We start from the raw sequence: 18,488 nt of genomic DNA, 5'->3' as shown, positions 1-18,488 counted from the left end.
TTCGTACAATTTCTTTGACATAATGACAGCATATTGCGCGCCCAGGACCCCCCGCCCAGAATGAATGCGCCTCCCCAATCCCATCCGCCAGTCACGCTCGCCAACTGCGATAGCGAACCGATACATGTACCGGGCGCCATCCAGCCGTTGGGCGCGCTGCTGGCGTTTGATGCGGAGGGAATGCTGCAATTCGCCAGCGAAAATGCGCCTGACTTGCTGGGCGCGCCGCTCACGCTGGGGCAAGCCTGCACACCCGGCGCGCTGCCGCCCAGCCTGACGCATTATCTGTCGGTCTGGCTGGGCAATGCAGACCCGATTTTCGACCCGCTGACCATCGTGCTCAACGATGCCACGTTCGACGTGATTGGCCATCGAAACGTGGATGGCCTGACCGTCATTGAACTGGAACGCCGCCCCGAGGATGTGGGCGTGGCCGACCCCGCTCATATTTATCGCAGCATAGAACGGGTGCGCCGGCAGCCTGATGTAGCCGGGCTGCTCGACAGCGCGGTGCGCGAAGTGCATCGCGCGACCGGTTTTGACCGCGTCATGGCCTACCGATTTCACCCCGACGACAGCGGCGAAATCGTCACGGAGCGGCACCACGAATCGTTGGATGACTGGGTGGGCAGGCGCTACCCTGCCGGCGACATTCCGGCCCAGGCGCGCCGCTTGTACACCGTCAACACGCTGCGTCAGATTGCGGATGCGCGCTACACGCCCGTGCGCGTGCTGGGTGCGCCGTGCGCAGACCCGAAGCCGCTGGACATGAGCTTTTCATCACTACGCAGCGTGTCGCCGATTCACCTGGAGTACATGGCCAACATGGGCGTAGAGGCGTCGATGAGCCTGTCGATCGTGATCGGCGGCCGGCTCTGGGGCATGATCGCCTGCCACCACCATTCACCGCACCCCCTCCCCTACCCCGCGCGACTGGCTTGCGAAGCGCTGGCGCAAGTGCTGTCCGCCGCGCTGGCCAACATCGAAGGCGCCGCGCGCGCAGAGCAATCGCGGCGCAATGCCGAGCTGGTCAGCGAACTGACCGAACGCGCATCCGCCTCGGAAAACCTGCATCTGGCCTTGTCAGGCGGCGCGGAAACGCCGGCCTCGCTGGTTCCGAACGACGCGGCACTGTGTTTGTGGGGCAATAGCGTCACGGTGTTTGGCGGCATCGCCCCACGCGGCGAACTCGTCGGCATTCTGTGCGCGCTGGATCAAAGCGGCCAGCGCCTGGTGCACACCGACAACATCGCGCGCGACTACCCTGGCCTGCAAACGGACCTTGTGCCGTACGCGGGCCTGCTTGCCTGCAAGTTCGACCCGATGAACAACGGCTGGCTGATCTGGCTGCGCAAAGAGCAGATCGAAACGCTGGTGTGGGGCGGCAAACCCGAAAAGCAATATGCCGTGGGCAGCCAGGGCCCGCGCCTGACGCCGCGTGGTTCATTCGAAGCGTGGCGCGAAGTGGTGCGTGGCACGAGCACGCCGTGGCTGGCGGCGGAACTGGAAGCGGCTGACAACCTGCGCGACGAGCTATCCCATATTGCGACCAGCCGCGCCGCTGATGTCGACCGCGCCCGCACCGCGCTGCTGGCGATGCTGGGCCATGACTTGCGCGACCCGCTGCAATCCATTTCCATGGCGGCCACGCTGTTGTCGAAGACGGATTCCGGCGCCCGCATGGGCGAGCGCATCCGCTATTCCAGCGGCCGCATGCAACGCCTGATCTCGCAGGTGCTGGACCTGTCGCGGCTGCAAGGCGGCATGGGGCTGGGCATCCAGAAGCGGCTGTGCAATCTGACTGAACTGATGAATGGGCTGATCGCCGAAAAGCGTCAGGCCTATCCCGGCCTGCTGATCGAGCCGGACGTTGATCCTGGCCTGGAGCTGATGGCCGACACCGACCGCATCGCCCAAGTCATCACCAACCTGATGAGCAACGCGCGCCAACACGGCGCCCCGCGCCAGCCCATCGTGGTTCAGGCGCATCAGGTGGATGACGATATTGAATTGCGCGTCATCAACCATGGCGCGCCCATTGCAGAAGACGTGCTGACGCACTTGTTTTCGCCTTTCAAGCCCGAATCGCTGGGCCATTCGCGCAATCGCAATGGCTTGGGGCTGGGCCTGTACATTGCTGACCAGGTCGTGCGCGACCATGAAGGCGAGATCTCGGTAGCGTGCCGCGACGGCCTGGTCATATTCACGGTGATGTTGCCGCGCGGAGAGTGCGGCGCAAGCACCCCTTGATAAATTTGGAGACTTCTTTTGGATGAAGTACGCGCGGTTCGCGTCCTGCTGGTTGACGACAATGAAATGGGCTCGGAGCTGCTGGCCGAATTCCTGACGCTTTCGGGGCTGGAGGCGCGTTGCGCAGCCACCGGTGAAGCAGCGCTGGAACTGGTTGACAGCTTCGGCCCCGAAGCCGTTCTCGTCGACATCCTGCTGCCCGATATGGACGGCTACGAACTGGCCACGCGCCTGCGCGCCCGCAAGACGCCGGCGCGCATTTACGCGCTAAGCGGCCTTGCACGCCATGAACGCCGCGGCGACGCCGAAGACATGTTCAATGGCTGGATCGAAAAACCCGCCGACCCGGACGCGCTGCTTGCCGTGCTGCGCCAAGCCGAATGACGCCGCCTGCCGTGCCGATCAGCCCGTCGCTGCTTGCCCTGGCGGCGCATGGCGTGCGCCTGAAGGTGCTGGCGCAGATATTTCCGGTTCTGCGCCACGATGTCGTGGGCCCGCTGTCCAATGCATCGCTTGCGGCGGCAATGCTACGCCAGTCGCCCGAAGGCGCTGACGCCAACGCCTTGCAGCAGCGCTGCCAGCGTCTGGCGGGCGACCTCACCGGCATGCTGGACGACGGCGTAGCCGTTGTGCGGGAACTGGACCAATGGCTGGCCGACAACGGCGCGCGCACGAGCACCGAGACACTGCTTCGCGAATGCCGCAAGCTGATGTTCTCGCAACTGCTCTTGTCGCGGCAAAGCGTGGTCTGGCCCGAAGATGTCGCCGATGAGGAACTGCCGCAATTCACCTCACGGTATCTGCTGCTGGCCTGGCTGCTCAGCCTGCTGCAAGCGATGCCCGCTGACGTCGTCTTGACGTTGGACCTCTCGCAAACTCACGCCTGGCACGCCCATTTTTCCTCCGAGTTTGGCGACGACGACGTTGCCGCGCCGGCAACGGCGATCACTCCGCAGGATGTAGAGTTGCTTGCGGCCGCGTCGGGCTGGCGTCTGGAGCGGCAAGCGCAGTGCTGGTCGCTGCACCTGCCCGCCCCCACCCCAGACAAGTGAGCGGACCCCATGATTTCACCCGTCCATCAGGTCCTTAGAGAAGGCACGCGCGAACGGCACGAAACGCTGGACCAGGGCCTGGCCCTGACCGGCGGCGACATTGATCGCGGTGACTATCTGAACTACCTGCGCGCCCTGCTCGGCTGGCTGGAACCGCTGGAGCAACAGCTCTGGCGGCTGGACTGGCCGGGCAGCCTGCAAGCGCCGGTGCGCGCAGGCAAAAGCGATTGGCTGCGCGCCGACCTGGCCGATGCCGGTGACTTGAGCCCCGTGCCGCAATGCACCGACGCGCCGCAGCTGCATACGGCCGACGCGTACGCATTGGGCGTGGCGTATGTGGTCGAAGGTTCGCAATTGGGCGGCCGCTTTCTGGCCAAGCATCTGGCGGACGTCACCCCCGCTTTGCCGCTGCGCTATTTGCGCGGTTACGGCGAACAGGTCGGGCCGATGTGGAAAGTATTTCTACAATTTCTGGACAGCGAAGCCGGCGCCCAAGGACGCGAAGCGCACGCGCTGCATGGCGCGCGCGACGCGTTCGACAGCCTGACGATCTGGCTGCGCAGCCAGCGCGCGCTACGGGCCTGAAAGCCCGTAACGCGGTGGCGTTGTCGTGTCGTGATCTGGCGTGACGCGCTACAGCTTTTCGGTTTCGCCTGACTTGGGCTGCCACTTCATCAGGCGCTTTTCACCGATGCCGACGATGTAGTCCAACACCAGCGCAAACGCCGTCAGCACGACGATGCCCGCGAACACCGTGTTCACGTCGAACGTGCCTTCCGCTTGCAGAATCAGGTAGCCCACCCCGCTTGCCGAACCCAGGTATTCGCCCACCACCGCCCCCACGAAGGCCAGGCCCACGGACGTGTGCAAGCTGGAAAACACCCAGCTGGTGGCCGACGGCAGGTACACGTGGCGCAGCAATTGGCGCTTGCGTGCGCCCAGCATGCGGGCGTTATCCAGCAAGGTCGGGCTGACTTCGCGCACGCCCTGGTAGACGTTGAAGAACACGATGAAGAACACCAGCGTGACCGCCAGCGCCACCTTTGACCAGATACCCAACCCGAACCACATGCCGAAAATAGGCGCGAGAATCACGCGCGGCATCGAGTTGGCGGCTTTGATGTAGGGGTCGAGAATCGCGCTGGCACGCGGCGACAAGCCCAGCCACAAGCCGAAGCCCAGGCCGGCGATGGTGCCGATGAAGAACGCCAGCACGGTTTCGGTCAGCGTCACCCACAAGTGCGTGTAGATGTCGGCGTTGGTGACGAACCAGGCCCAGATGCGGCCCCAGACCTTCAGCGGCTCACCGAAGAAGAACGCCACTTTGGAATCACGCGATGCGAAATGCCAGACGCCCAGGATGACAACCAAGAGCAGCAGTTGCCAGAAGCGCAGGCTGGCGGAACCGGATTTGAATGACTTCGACATACCTCAGGCTCGCTTCTGTTGGGCATAGCCCTTGAGCACTTCTTCGCGCAGCACGGCCCAGATGGCGGAGTGCAGCTCGATGAAACGCGGATGGGCGCGCACTTCGGCCACGTCGCGCGGACGCGGCAGGTCGATCGTGAATTCGCCGATCGGATGCGTGCCAGGCCCGGCCGACAGCACGATCACGCGGTCGCTCATGGCGATGGCTTCGTCCAGGTCGTGCGTGATGAAGAGCACGGCCTTGCGCTTGGCCATCCACAATTCCAGGACCTCGTTTTCCATCAGCTGGCGCGTCTGGATGTCGAGCGCCGAGAACGGCTCGTCCATCAGGATGATGTCCGGATCGCGGATCAGCGTCTGCGCCAGCATGGCGCGCTTGCGCATGCCGCCCGACATCTGGTGCGGGTAACGTTGCTCGAACCCGCCCAGGCCGACCCGACGCATCCACTCGCGGCCACGCTCCAGCGCTTCCGGCCGCGCCACGCCTGCGAATTCCAGGCCGGCCACCACGTTGTCCAGCGCGCTGCGCCAGGGCAAGAGCGCCTCGCCCTGGAACATGTAACCCGCGCGGGAATTGATGCCGGACAACGGTTGCCCGAACACCTTCACCTGGCCCGAGGACGGCGCCAGCAAACCGGCGCCCACGTTGAGCAGCGTGGACTTGCCGCAACCGGTCGGGCCCACCACCGACACGAACTCCCCTGGCGCAATGGCCAGGGTCGTGTCGCTGACAGCGGTGTAGCGCTGCGACCGGTCGTCACGCGAAACAAAGGTGCAACTGATATTTTCCAGCGACAGTGCGGCTTCAGCCATTGGCATACTTCTCGTTGGCGCGGCGCGCGAAATCGTTGGTCCAGACCTTGGACGGATCGATCTTCGCGCCGTCGAAGTCCGCCTGGTAGGCGGCCAGCGCCTTCAGCGCGGTGGCGGCGCCGTCTTCGGGGATCATGCCGTCGGGCGACAGGCCTTCCAGGCTCTTGGCGATGGCGGCCTTGTACACGGCCGGGTCGCCCAGCAGATAGGTTTCCGGCACGATCTTGGCGATCTCGTCGGGGCCGGCCTTCTGAATCCACTTGTCGGCGCGCACCAGCGCGTTGGTCAGCGCCTGGGTGGTGTTCGGGTTGGCGTCGATGAAGGCTTGCGGCGCGTACAGGCAGCCGGCGGGCATGTTGCCGCCAAAGATGTCCTGCGTGTCTTTCAGCGTGCGCGTGTCGACAATGATCTGGATGTCGCCCGGCATTTCCAACATCGACACCACGGGGTCAGTGTTGGAGATGGCGTCGATCTGGCCGCTGCGCAATGCCGTGACGGCGCCTGCGCCTGCGCCCACGCCGATGATGGACACGTCCGACGCCTTCAGGCCGTGCTTGGCCAGGAAGAAGCTCACCACCATGTTGGTGGACGAGCCCGGCGCGGTCACGCCGATCTTCTTGCCTTTGAGGTCGGCCGGGCCCTTGTAGTTGGGCAGGTTCTTCTTGGACACGCCCACGCCGATCATCGGCGCGCGGCCTTGCAACACAAAGGCGCGGTAGGCCTGGCCCTTGGACTGCATCGACAGCGTGTGTTCGAACGCGCCCGAGACCACGTCGGCGCTGCCGCCCACCACCGCCTGCAAGGCCTTCGAACCCCCGGCGAAGTCAGCAATGCTGACCTCCAGGCCTTCGTCCTTGAAGTAGCCGCGCGCTTCTGCGATGGACAGCGGAAGGTAATAGATCAGGGGCTTGCCGCCCACGGCGATCTGGACCTTGGTCTTTTCAAGTTTCTGTGCGCGCACGATGGCGGGCGCCATGCCCATGACGCCGGCAGCGCCAGCCATCTTGAGCAAGTCACGGCGAGTAACTGACATATGGTTGTCTCCTAATTGTCGGGTTTACCGATAGCGCCGGTCTTCGCCAGCTCATCAATAGCCGCTGAATCATACCCCAGCGATTTCAGGACTTCCTCGGTATGTTCCCCTAAAGCCGGCCCCACCCAGCGCGTCTGGCCAGGGGTCTCGGACAGCTTCGGAACCACGCCCGGAAGCTTGACCGGACGGCCATCGGCGAAGTGATGTTGTTCGATCATGCGGCGCGCCAGGAACTGCGGATCGTTGAACATGTCGGCCACGCTGTAGATCTTGCCGACCGGCACATCCGCCGCCTTCAGCACGCCCAACGCGTCCTCGATGCCACGGCCGTCGCACCATTGCTGGATGGCGCCGTCGATCTCTTCGACCCGGCGGGCGCGGCCATCGTTGCGCACCAGCTCTGGGTCTTCGGCCAGGTCGTCGCGGCCGATGGCGCGCATCAGGCGGTGGAAGATGGCGTCGCCATTGCCGGCGATGACGATGTTCTGGCCATCGCGGGTGGTGTACGTGTTGGAGGGCACGATGCCCGGCAGCGCGCCGCCGGTGCGCTCGCGCACCACGCCGGCCACGTCGTATTCGGGCACCAGGCTTTCCATCATGTTGAAGACGGCTTCGTACAGCGCCACGTCAACCATCTGGCCTTGGCCCGCCGTGCATTCGGCGCCCGACTTGCCATTCCAGCGGCCGCCCGTGGCGTCGCGGTGGCGCAGCGCCATCATCGCGCCGATCACGCCGTGCAGCGCGGCAATGGAATCACCAATGGAGATGCCGACCCGCAGCGGCGGCCGGTCTGGGTGGCCCGACACATAACGCAGGCCACCCATCGATTCACCGATGGCGCCGAAGCCCGGCTGGTCTTTCATGGGGCCGGTCTGGCCGTAGCCCGACAGCCGCACCATGATCAGCGCGGGGTTGATGGCGCGCAGTTGCTCATAGCCCAAGCCCCACTTTTCCAGCACACCGGGCCGGTAGTTTTCAACCACGACGTCGGCGTCCAGCGCCAGCTTGCGGGCGATTTCCTGCGCGCGCGGGTCTTTCAGGTTGAGGGCGATGGATTGCTTGTTGCGCGCCTGTACCGTCCACCAGAGCGAATTGCCCTCGTGCAGGTGGCGCCAGCTGCGGATGGGATCGCCGCCGCCCGTGCCATCAGGGCCGTGCGGGGTTTCCACTTTGATGACATCGGCGCCGAATTCGCCGAAGATGCGCGCGGCGAACGGGCCGGCGATGAGCGTGCCGAGTTCCAGGACCTTGAGTCCGGTCAGCGCTGACATGGTTTGTCTACCTCACAGTTTGCCGCCCCGGTACGTTGCCGGTGGGCTTTTTGATGTTGCGAGCCCTGCCTGATTACGTCGTCTTACGCTCCATCAGCGCCCAGGCGATCGTGCCGGCGTCCACATATTCCAGCTCGCTGCCGGCCGGCACGCCACGCGCCAGACGCGTCACGCGCAAGCCGCGTTCGCCCAGCGCTTCACCCAGGAAGTGAGCCGTGGTTTCGCCTTCCGCCGTGAAGTTGGTGGCCAGGATGACTTCCTGAACCACGCCGTCGGTAGCGCGCTTGATGACGCGATCGAAATCCAGCTCGCGCGGGCCGATGCCTTCAAGCGGCGCGACCCGGCCCATCAGCACGTAGTACAGGCCACGGTAGCCGTGGCTGGACTCGATCATGTTCTGATCGGCGGGCGTTTCAACGATGCACAAGAGCGAGGGGTCGCGCTTGGTATTGGCGCAAGTTCCGCAGACTTCGTCTTCCGAAAAGCTGTTGCAGCGGGCGCAGTGCTTCAGATCGCGCACAGCGCCGGCCAACGCCTGCCCCAGCATGTCCGCGCCTTGCGGGTCATGCTGCAGCAGGTGATACGCCATGCGCCTGGCGGATCGAACGCCCACGCCGGGCAGGCGTCGCAGCGCCTCGATCAGCGACACCAGCGGTTCGGGTTCAGGCAGTAAGGGGTCCATTGCGGCCTAGGGCGGCGTCGATCAGAACGGCAGCTTCATGCCCGGGGGCAGCGGCATGCCGGCGGTGACGCCCGCCATCTTTTCTTGCGACGTGGTTTCGGCCTTGCGAAGCGCGTCGTTGAACGCAGCGGCGACCAGGTCTTCCAGCATGTCTTTGTCATCGCCCAGCAGCGACGGGTCGATCACGACGCGCTTGACGTCGTGGCGGCAGGTCATGGTGACCTTGACCAGGCCGCCGCCCGAGGCGCCTTCGACCAGGATTTCGGCCAGCGCGTCTTGCGCCTTCTTCATGTTTTCCTGCATCTGCTGCGCCTGGCGCATCAGGCCGGCCAGTTGTCCTTTCATCATGATGGATGTTCCTTGAACGAGGGGAATAAGAGGGGCCGCCGCCTCAGGCAGCGGCCGGGGGATCAACGTGGCGGATGGAGTCGGGGACGACATGGCCCCCGAAATCGGCCAGCAACGCTTGCACAAAAGGATCAACGGCCACCGCATCTTCGGCGGCCTGCTGGCGCGCAGCGCGTTCGGCTTTCGCCACGGCATGCGCCGTGTCGTCGCCGGTGACGCCAACTCGCACGTCCAGCCGGATGCCCTGACCGAAATGTTCGCACAAGACGGTTTGCAGGCGAACCCGGCTTTCGCTTTCGGCCAGGGTTTTCACAGCCACGCGCAGGATGATCGCGTCACCTTGCACGCCAGCCCATTCGCTTTGCCGCGCGAGTTCAGCGGCCAGGCCGGTGACGGGCAGGGTCGCGGCCAACTCGGGCCAGCCGGCTTGCGTCATGTCCGTGACACGGGCGCGCGAGCCGCGCTTGCGCGTCGGGGCTGCGCCTTCGCGGCGGACGGCGGCCACAGGCGGCGCGACAGAAGGCGCGCTGGCCAGCGTTTCAAAATCATCGTCGTCCGGGTCGGACGTGAAGCCGCTTTCCGGAACGAAACCGCCTTCGGCTTCGAAGGGGATTTCTTCGTCGACCCAGGAAGGCGGGCCGTCGCCGTCGGCGTCCGCCGGCGCTGTCGCCAACACCGCCGCGACAGCAGGCGTGACCGCCAGCGCGGCGGAGCCTGCGGCTTTGGCGGTGGTGACGTCGGGCGTTGCGGGGGATGCGGGCGCGCCTTGAACGGAGCCAGGCGTTGCTGCGGGGGATGCTGATGCAGCGGCGGCCGGCGTATCCGCGGGCAAGTCTTCCCAAGGCGGCACGCTGTCGGCGGTTGCGGCGGGCTGGGCTGCGGTTGCGGCGGGCTGGGCTGCGGTTGCGGCGGGCTGGGCTGCGGTCGCGGCGGGCTCGGGCTGAACGTCGGCGGAGGCCGGCGCAGCGGGAACGGCAGCCACCGTGGTCGCGGTGATAGCGGGTTCAGCGGATGACGCGGCGGGCGCTGCTACGGGGGCAATGACCGAGGTAACAGCCGACCCGACGGCCGACTCGGACGCGAGCTCGGCAGCCGGAGCCGCTGCCGAGGCGACGGCGGTGTCTTGAGCGCCTGCCGCAGGTGCGCTTGCGGCGGGTACGCCTGCCACAGGAACGCCTGCCGCAGGACCGCTTGCCGCAGGTACGCCTGCCGCAGGACCGCCTGCCGCAGGAACGCCTGCGGCGGGTAGGTTGGCAGCAACAGCAGGAGCAACGGCAGGGGCTGCGACCGGCGCTGCGGCAGCAGTCGCCACGACGGCCGGAGCCGCCACCGCCACCGCCGGTTCCGCCGTCTGGCGGGCAGGCGTGGCGGGCGCTTCCAGCGCGGTCTGCGGGCCGGCGTCGCCATTGAGCGACAACATGCGCAGGCAGGCCATGATGAAGCCGGCGTACTCGTCAGGCGCCAACGTCAATTCGCTGCGGCTATGCACCGCCACGGAATAGAACAGTTGCACGGCGTCGGGATGCAGGCTCAGCGCCAGGCGCGCAATGTCGGCCGCCAGCGGGTCTTCAGCCGGCGTGACGCCCGTGACACGCTGTTCGATCGCCACGCGCGACAACAGCACGGCCAGATCGGCCAGCGCCCCCGCGTAGGACAACCCGCGCGTGGACAATTCGTCGGCCACGGCCAGCACGCTTTTCGCGTCGCCCGCGGACAAGGCATCCAGCAGGCGCACCAGATGGCGCTGATCAATCGTGCCGAGCATGCCGCGCACGGCGTCCTCGGTCATGTTGCCAGCGCTATAGGCGATGGCCTGATCGGTCAGGGAGAGCGCATCGCGCATGGACCCTTGAGCCGCCTGGCCAATCAAGCGCAGGGCCGGCACTTCAAAAGGGACGGCTTCCTGGCCCAGCACCGCTTGCAGGTGGCCAACGATGGAGTCGGCCGGCATCTGCTTCAAATTGAATTGCAGGCAACGCGACAACACCGTCACCGGAATCTTTTGCGGATCGGTGGTGGCCAGGATGAATTTGACGTGAGGGGGCGGCTCTTCCAGCGTCTTCAACATGGCGTTGAAAGCGTGGCCGGTCAGCATGTGCACTTCGTCGATCATGTAGACCTTGAAGCGCCCCGCGCCCGGCGCGTACACCGCCTGTTCGAGCAGCTGCGTCATTTCTTCGACGCCGCGGTTCGAGGCCGCATCCAGTTCCAGGTAGTCGACAAAGCGCCCGGCGTCGATTTCCGTACAAGCGCGGCAGACGCCGCAAGGCTTGGACGTGATGCCGATTTCACAGTTGAGCGACTTGGCCAGGATGCGGGAAAGCGTGGTCTTGCCCACGCCCCGGGTGCCGGTGAACAACCAGGCATGGTGCAGGCGTTGGGTGTCGAGCGCGTGAGTCAGCGCGCGCACCACGTGATCCTGTCCCACAAGGGTATCGAACGATCTCGGCCGCCACTTGCGGGCCAGTACCAGATAAGTCATGGCTGGATTGTAGAGCCTGTTTCGCGTGCTGGCTGAAATGCAAAGGGGACGGGCTTATTCCCGCGGAACGAATCCCTGGAAAATAACCCCGTCCCCCTTGAAAGCGAAGGGCCATGAACTGAATTCATGACCCTTTGCTTTGAAGAATCCGGTTGGCGAGCCTTACTCCGGCACTGACCCTAAACGACTATGGCTGCTTCGTTCCCGACCTGACCAGGTTCACCGTCGAACCATGCGAAGGGGCCCGCCAGCCGGAATTCTAGCAGAGCTGCGCGATGCTTGCTTGCCAGCCTTCCGGCAGGCGGGCCCCAAGGGGCGGTATGTTGCCCCCTCCCCGGCCCTCCCCCCGAGGGGGAGGGGGTGATGGCTTTGCTTCGCTTGCCATTTTTGGCTCGCTTCGCTTTGCCTTGCTTTCTAGCCACAGTGTCCTTCGCTTTGCCTTGCTTTCTCGCCGCTTTGTGCTTCGCTTTGGCTTGCTCTCTCGCCGCTTTGTGCTTCGTGGGGTGGGAGGGGCGGTGAAATCTTCACGCCCATGCGGGCGTTCATCGCGCTTAATCCGTCTTGCGTCAGTGCTTGATATCGACGCCTTACCCTTCGATCGACACGGCCCGCCTTTGCGCTATGGCTGAAGGTCAATCCATGCCTTGGCTCGGGGGAAATAGAGGGCGGCTTTGGCTTTGCGGCCGTCTAGCGATGTCACTTGCGTGCAGTACCGCAGCAACTGGTCTCCATGACGCTGGCGCATTCTTGCCGCGAACGCAGCCGGGGTTTCGCCTGGGTGCGGGCGGCCGGTTTTGTAGTCGACGATCAGCCAGCCGTCTTCGGTACTCAGCGCCAAGTCGATGACCGATACCTTGCCGGCGGCGTCGATGAGCGGCCATTCGCGGCGGGCGCCGGATTGGGATAGCAGCCACAAGCCGCGATCATCTGCCAAGGTGGCTTGCAGGGTTTCGAGTACGGCTTCGGCGGCGGCGTCGGCTTGGCTGGCGGGGATGCCGGCGCGGGTCAGTTGGCGGCGCATGGCGGGCAGGCGTTCGGCCAGGGCGTCGGCGGGCCAGGTGTGGACGCCGTCTTGGCCGATGCGGGCCAGCCAGGCGTGCGCCAGCGTGCCGATGGCGGCGTCGTAGCCGGCTTCGAGTTGCCAGGCGGGATGCTCGCCGCCGTCGCCCCACGCGCCGCGTTCGGCGGCGCCGAAACCGGGGCTGACGGTGATGGTCGACAGGCGCGCCAGTTGTGCGAGGCCGTCGCTGGCCACGCGCCGCAAGGGTTCGCCTTGCCATTCGGGGCCGTCAATGGCGTCGGGTTCGGCCTCGCCTTCCAGCGCGGGCGGCACGGGCGTGATCAGGCACGGCCACAAGCGTCCCAGCAGGCTGGCCGATGGCGGCGTCTTGACCTGACCGCTGGCCTCGTCAACCGACACGTGGCCCACCAGATGCAGGCGTTTGCGCGCGCGGGTGGCCGCCACGTATAGCAGACGGTCAATTTCGTACGACGCCCGGCGCGCTTCGCGGGCGCCCAGATAGCGCGACACCGGATCCGCTTCGGTTTCCGCACGCGGCTTGACCGGGCCGAACAGCACACGGCCGCCGCTTTGCTCGAAACGCACCAGCGGCGCCTGGTCACCCCGGGGCGCGCGATGCAGGCCATACAAGATGACCGTTTCAAATTGCAAGCCCTTGGACTTGTGCATGGTCATGATTTCGACTGCGCCTTCGTCTTCGTCCGCGGCATCCGGAGACGCGAACAGGCGCGAGATGCCCGCGTCTAGCGCGGCGGGGTCGATGCCGCCGTGCGGCGCCAGACGCTCAACCAGTTGGAACAGGCTTTCGGCATCGTTCGCCACCGACAGGCCGGCATACAACGCGGGGCCGCCCAAGCGCCGCCATAGCGACTCCACCCACGCTGCGAAAGGCATCGCGCCCGAGGCGTTGCGCTTGTCCAGCAAAATGGCCGCGACATGGCGCAGGCGTTCGAACTCGTCGGCGCTCAAGAGGGCTTGCGCAGAAGGCGACTCGGCGGCGGCCGGCGCGGCATCATCAAACAAGGAACCTTGCGGCGCGGTGCTGGCGGCGACCGGCGCCGTTGACGGCACGATGCGCAACGCGCGTTCGAGCAGCACCGGCACGGGCGTGATGTGATCATCGCCGAACAGGCGCTGCAAGGACGTCAGCGTCAGCCCGCAATACGGCGCGCGCAACACCGACAGCCAAGCCATACGGTCGGCCGGATGCGACAGTGCCCGCACCAGTTGCACCAGGTCCGCCACCACCGGACGCAGCGCCAAGGGCACCAAGTCCACGGCACGGCAGCGGATGCCTTCTTGCGCCAGCCGGCGCGTCAGGTTGCCCAGGTGGCTGCGCGCGCGCACCAGCACCGCAACCGGATGCTTTGCGCCCTTGTGATCGATCAGCGCCTGGCGCACCAGCCCCACGGCGATATCTTCGGCCTGCTCTTCAGCTGGGGCCGCGCCCGCGCGTGACCACGCGGGGTGAAAGCGCACAGCCGGGTCCGGCAGCGCATCGTGAAAGGCGGTGGACGGGCTGTACGTGATCGCTCCCGCAGCAGCGTCGCTGCGCTTGGGCAGCAGGCCCGCGAACGATTGGTTCACCCAGTCCACGATGCCCGCCTGCGAGCGGAAGTTGTCGGTCAGGTTCAGGAAGTCAGGCGTCAACTCGCCCACGCCGATGTCGGCCACTTCCAGGAACAGCCCCACCTCGGCCTTGCGGAAGCGGTAGATGGATTGCATCGGGTCGCCCACCAGGAACAGGCTGCGACCGTCGCCCGCCTGCCAGCCCGACGTCAGCGTACGCAGCAAGTCCAGCTGCGTCTGGCTGGTGTCCTGGAATTCGTCGATCAGCAGATGGCGGATGGATGCGTCCAGCTTCAGCAGCAGTTCGCCCGGGTCATCGGCGCTGCCCAATGCGGCGGCCGCGCGCTGCGCGATTTCAATGAAGTCGACCTCGCCGGTATCAGCGAAGCGCAGACGCAACTGGGCCACGGCCAGCGCCAAGGTCATCAGCTGCGCGCCCAGCACTTCCCATTGCGCATCGGTGAAATGCGGGTCGGGGATATCGCGCACGGCGTTCAGGCGGCGCACCCAAGGCGCTTGCGCGTCGGCGGCTTCCAGCCACGCCACAAAGGGTTCCTTGTGCGCGCACTTGGCCGGAAAGCCCAGGTTCTTGTTGACCGTCTTGCGCAAGGTGCCCGTGCCGGTCAGCAGCAGATGCGCCACGGCGCGCCACTGGTCCAGCACGTCGGCGTCAGGCGGCAGTTCGTCCGTCCAGTCCAGCAGCGCCAGCAGCTTGTTGTCGTCTTCGCCGTCCTGCAATTGCGCTGCGGCAAGACGAGCGGGGCCGCACAGCGCTTCGGCCCAGCCATACGGCATGGCGTCGCAAAGCGCGTCCAGGTCTTCGCCGATGGCTTCAGCCAGCATGGCTTCCATGCCCGCGCGATCAGAACCGTGGCGCAACAGCGGCAGCCATTGGTCGCGCTGGCCGAGCATGTCGGCGATGGCGTCCTTGGCTGCCTGCACGTCTACATCCAGATGCTGGAGCAGGATGCGCACGGCTTCGTAATCGTCGGCCAGGTCCAGCGTGGCGCGCGCGGCGGCTTCATAGTGCGCGCGCGCATCGTCGGTAATCTCGGGCATGCCGCCCAGTTCAGACAGCCAAGGCATGCTGCGCACCAGCCCCGCGCAGAACGAATCGATGGTGCGAATCGCCAAACGCGCCGGGTGGTCCAGCAGGTGCCAGCCCTGCGCCTCGTTGCGCGCCAATGCAGCGCGCGCAAGCTCCCAGCTGCGGCGTTCGTGCATGGCTTCGGGCGGCGCGTCCAGCCCGCGGCGCAGTTTGCTCAGCACGCGCGCATGCATTTCGGACGCGGCCTTACGGGTGAACGTGATGGCGACGATTTCTTCGGGCCGGTTCACGGTAGCCAGCAGCGCCAGAATGCGGTCGGTCAGCAGCTCGGTCTTGCCGGAGCCGGCCGGCGCTTGCACGAGAAACGAGCGGGTCGGGTCCAGCGCGTCGGTGCGTGCGGCATGGTCCTGTGGCAGGCGTTCAATGTCGGCCATGGCTTAGGCGTCCTCGTCGTCAAGATGCAAACGCAAGAACGGCAATGCATCGCAGTATTTCAAATCGTCGCGGCGGTAGGCCACATTGGCCGCCACCCCCGCCACGTACTCATCGGCCAGGGCCTCGATGGCCACGCGCCAGCGTTGCCGGATTTCTGGCCAGGACAGGCCATCGAAATACTTGCTGTCACTGGCGAGGGTGACGCCCGGCACGCCCAAGTCTTCGTCGGCCAGACCTTGCGCAGCGACTTGCCGCGCGTGAATCTGCGCCAGCACCAGGCCGGCCACCTCGCCGCCCGCGGCGTCCGCCAGCACCGACGCATAGAACGGCAACTGCACGTTCACCGGACGGCTGCGCGACCAATCAGGTTCGGGCTTGGCGGCTGCCACGCCGGTTTTGTAGTCAACGATGACGTTGCGCCCGTCGGCCAAGCTATCGATACGGTCAAGCCGCAGCTTCAGGTTCAGCGCGCCGCGCTGCCACTGATGATTCTTTTCGACCTGGGCAACGGCGAAGGGCAGGCGCTGCGCCTCCATGTCGAGCCAGGACGCCAGCACGGCACGCGCCCGCTGGCATTCCAGCGCCTTCAACGCGGGCGCGTAGTCTTTGAGTTCTTCGTCCGCGGCTTGCGCCACGGCCTGCTCCAGCAAAGCGGGCAAGCGGCCCGTGGCCATGACCTCGTGCAGCGTTTCCTGATCGGGCATCATGCCCCACACCAGCTCCAACGCTTTATGCAGGAACTGGCCGCGCACGTTCACCGTGGCGCTGTCCGCATACGGCGCAAGCTCGCGTCCGCCCAAGCGGTGCCGCACGAATGCCCACAAGGGATTGCGCGCCTGCGTGTCCAGCACGTCCAGGCCGCCGCCCCCACGATTGCCCGGCGCAAGCGGCGGGCCTTGGTTGTCTTCCAAAGATTCCTGCGGCAAGGCGGCAGCAAGCTCGGCTGCGGCCGGCGTGAAGTCTGTTAGCGCAGCAGCCGCTATCAATGGAGACGGGCGCAGTTCGCGCTCGCCATCCATATGGGCATGGCTGACGATGATGTCGGGCGCGCAACGGCACAGCGCGGCATACATGCCTTCGGCCCATTCGCGTTCGCGTTCGGGCGTTGCGCGCGGGGCCTTGGCCAGACGCAGCACCGCCAGCGGCAACAGCGGGTTCGGCTTGGGGGACGCGGGCAAAACGTCGTCCGTCAGGCCCAGCATCCACACGCCATCCCAAGAACCGCCTTCGGCTTCCAGCAGACCCAGCACGTCCAGCCGCGCCAAGGGGTCGCGTTGCGGCTGGAACGAGGCCGACCGCGCCACGCTTTGCAGCAGGTTCACTGCGGCCACGCCGCCCAGCCGGCCGGCCGCAGGCGCCAATGCCGAAAAGCTGCCCAGCGCATCGCCCAATGCGCCCATGACCTGGTAGCCCACGCTGTCCAGCACGCCCTCGCCGGGGAAACCCAGCGCCATCAGCGCGGCCTTCATGCGCAACATCCAGACGTCGCAGGTGGCTTGGCGGCCGCCTTGCGTCCAGATTTCCATGGCCTGGTTCCAGGCCTGCGCCAACGCTGGCGTGTCGGCCAGCAACTTCTTCCATGCTTGTGGGCCAACATGCTGCACGGCTTGACGGCGCCAGCGCGCGTCGATAGCCGCCAACCGCGCGCGGTCGCGCACGTCGCTAGCGCAATGGCCAGCCAGTAGCGCCGCACCCAACACGTCCACGCCGCAGCCTTTGCCATCAGCGCATTCAGCCAACGCCCGCAGCCACGCCAGCGCGGCGCGCGCCATCGGCCATTCATTCAGCGGGCGGCCCACGGCCACGTTAAAGGCATACGCCGGCGCGCCATCGCGGCCTGCCAACGCCTGACTCAACACGCGCCGCGCGAAGGGTGATTCAGCTTCCAGTTGCGGCGACACGATGGCGTAGCGGCCATGCGGATACGCCTTCAATTGGCTGGCCGCCCACGCCGCCGCGGCGCGCCATTCCGCGCCCTGGTCTGCGGCCTCGAACCGCCGCGCCACGGTTTCCACCCGCTGGGCATCGCGCCATTGCGCAACCGCAGTGCCTTGCGCTTCAAAGGCGTGCAGCAGGCGCTGAAAACGCGGCGACACATCCGTGAAACCAGCCAGCACGAGTTGCGCGGGCGTGGCCAGCCGGCCATCTTCCAGCGCGCGCAACACGCGCGCATAGCCCTGGTTCGCATCTTCGGCATCAATGCTGGCCAGCGTTTCGCGATAGCGCTCGCGCCAGCGGGCAAAGCCGCGGTATTCGTCCGTGTCCGCGCCAGACGGCACGTGCAAATTCCATTCGTCCATCAACAGGTCGGCGTCCATGGACAGCCGCGCCGCCTGGCTGGCGTCCAGCAGCACGCGTTCGGCTTCTTCGGCGCGGATGGCTTGCGTCCACACCAATTGCGTGGCGAAACTGTCCAGCCGGTAGGCGGGAACGTCGTCGTCGGTTTCAAACGCCAGTTCGTTGGCGGACTCCGCCAGCCACGCCGACAGCGGCAGAATGCGCGGCAGTTCGCTGACCTGGCGTTCCTGGCGCAGCAGCCCCGCCAGTTCCAGCGTGAGCCGGCGCGACAGGCGGTTGTTTACCGTCAGCACCAGCGTGTCTGCGGCGGGCATGGCGCCGATGGCGGGCAACGACAAAGAGGGATAGGAAAACGATGCGTCCTGCATGGGCATCCAAAAATCGCGCGCGGGTGGCGGGCGGGGAAAAAAATCGCGCGCGGGGTGGCGGCGGGGAAAACGAAAAACGACGGAGAAAACTCCGTCGTAGGATACCGCGAGCCGAGGCGGGATAAAACGCTGAAAAACCGGCTAGAAGCCGCAGAGCGCCGCCAGGTTTTCCCAATGGATCTGCATCTGGGGCGTGGTGTAACCCCAGAACGCCAAGCCCAGCACGGCGGCCAGCGCCAGCATGCCCACGGCGCGCCAGCCGCGGTGGCGTCGAACGGTGGAAGGGGGCGCTGACATTATTGATCGCTCTCCGTGTGACATTTTTGGCGCATTCGTAGTCGGGTTCACATCAAGACAAGGTCGGGGCAAAGTCAGGACAACGGCGGGGCA

General features: G+C 66.0%; 14 protein-coding genes and 1 other RNA gene. 4 read left to right on the top strand and 11 right to left on the bottom strand.

The window, feature by feature from the left end:
* Window positions 1–60 precede the first annotated feature (60 nt).
* From HV765_RS26185 to HV765_RS26170, 4 genes are read left to right on the top strand one after another with little or no spacing between them, the layout of a single operon-like run.
* On the top strand, window positions 61–2,250 hold the full coding sequence (locus tag HV765_RS26185; protein ID WP_175171472.1) for an ATP-binding protein: 2,190 nt from the start codon (window positions 61–63) through the stop codon (window positions 2,248–2,250).
* An 18-nt stretch (window positions 2,251–2,268) separates the two neighbouring features.
* Window positions 2,269–2,634, top strand: a complete 366-nt coding sequence (locus HV765_RS26180) for a response regulator (RefSeq protein WP_054427957.1) — start codon at window positions 2,269–2,271, stop codon at window positions 2,632–2,634.
* Entirely contained in the window at window positions 2,631–3,302 is a 672-nt protein-coding gene (locus HV765_RS26175; RefSeq protein WP_175171471.1) for a hypothetical protein, read from the top strand. The genes HV765_RS26180 and HV765_RS26175 overlap by 4 nt, the downstream gene beginning before the upstream one ends.
* A 9-nt stretch (window positions 3,303–3,311) precedes the next feature.
* Complete coding sequence (locus tag HV765_RS26170; RefSeq protein ID WP_175171470.1) at window positions 3,312–3,887, top strand: biliverdin-producing heme oxygenase; 576 nt, start codon at window positions 3,312–3,314, stop codon at window positions 3,885–3,887.
* 48 nt (window positions 3,888–3,935) lie between these two features.
* Here the strand turns inward: HV765_RS26170 and HV765_RS26165 are convergent, their stop codons facing one another.
* The 11 genes from HV765_RS26165 to HV765_RS26115 all read right to left on the bottom strand — a co-directional run bounded on the left by HV765_RS26165 (window position 3,936) and on the right by HV765_RS26115 (window position 18,395).
* Complete coding sequence (locus HV765_RS26165; RefSeq protein WP_006222859.1) at window positions 3,936–4,730, bottom strand: ABC transporter permease; 795 nt, start codon at window positions 4,728–4,730, stop codon at window positions 3,936–3,938.
* A gap of 3 nt (window positions 4,731–4,733) precedes the next feature.
* Window positions 4,734–5,543, bottom strand: coding sequence for an ABC transporter ATP-binding protein (locus HV765_RS26160; protein ID WP_175171469.1), 810 nt, complete (start codon window positions 5,541–5,543; stop codon window positions 4,734–4,736).
* A complete protein-coding gene (locus HV765_RS26155; protein ID WP_054427961.1) occupies window positions 5,536–6,576 on the bottom strand; it encodes an ABC transporter substrate-binding protein in 1,041 nt (346 codons plus the stop codon). Before HV765_RS26155 ends, HV765_RS26160 begins: the two co-directional genes overlap by 8 nt.
* An 11-nt stretch (window positions 6,577–6,587) precedes the next feature.
* On the bottom strand, window positions 6,588–7,847 hold the full coding sequence (locus HV765_RS26150) for a CaiB/BaiF CoA transferase family protein (RefSeq protein WP_175171468.1): 1,260 nt from the start codon (window positions 7,845–7,847) through the stop codon (window positions 6,588–6,590).
* 73 nt (window positions 7,848–7,920) lie between these two features.
* Window positions 7,921–8,529, bottom strand: a complete 609-nt coding sequence (gene recR / locus HV765_RS26145) for a recombination mediator RecR (RefSeq protein WP_054427963.1) — start codon at window positions 8,527–8,529, stop codon at window positions 7,921–7,923.
* A 21-nt stretch (window positions 8,530–8,550) separates the two neighbouring features.
* A complete protein-coding gene (locus tag HV765_RS26140; RefSeq protein ID WP_006221090.1) occupies window positions 8,551–8,877 on the bottom strand; it encodes a YbaB/EbfC family nucleoid-associated protein in 327 nt (108 codons plus the stop codon).
* 43 nt (window positions 8,878–8,920) lie between these two features.
* Window positions 8,921–11,359, bottom strand: coding sequence for a DNA polymerase III subunit gamma/tau (gene dnaX / locus HV765_RS26135; RefSeq protein ID WP_175171467.1), 2,439 nt, complete (start codon window positions 11,357–11,359; stop codon window positions 8,921–8,923).
* A gap of 151 nt (window positions 11,360–11,510) precedes the next feature.
* Window positions 11,511–11,608, bottom strand: an RNA gene (gene ffs / locus HV765_RS26130) — signal recognition particle sRNA small type.
* A 370-nt stretch (window positions 11,609–11,978) separates the two neighbouring features.
* Entirely contained in the window at window positions 11,979–15,431 is a 3,453-nt protein-coding gene (locus HV765_RS26125) for a UvrD-helicase domain-containing protein (protein ID WP_175171466.1), read from the bottom strand.
* Window positions 15,432–15,434: 3 nt separating this feature from the next.
* Window positions 15,435–18,098: a PD-(D/E)XK nuclease family protein gene (locus HV765_RS26120; protein ID WP_175171465.1), complete on the bottom strand. Its 2,664-nt coding sequence runs from the start codon at window positions 18,096–18,098 to the stop codon at window positions 15,435–15,437.
* A 141-nt stretch (window positions 18,099–18,239) separates the two neighbouring features.
* A complete protein-coding gene (locus HV765_RS26115; protein ID WP_175171464.1) occupies window positions 18,240–18,395 on the bottom strand; it encodes a hypothetical protein in 156 nt (51 codons plus the stop codon).
* Window positions 18,396–18,488 lie beyond the last annotated feature (93 nt).

This window comes from Achromobacter kerstersii (assembly GCF_902859595.1).
Lineage (GTDB): Bacteria > Pseudomonadota > Gammaproteobacteria > Burkholderiales > Burkholderiaceae_B > Achromobacter > Achromobacter kerstersii.
The sequence above is the reverse complement of the archived record's forward strand: the minus strand, read 5'-3'. Positions and strand labels throughout refer to the sequence as shown.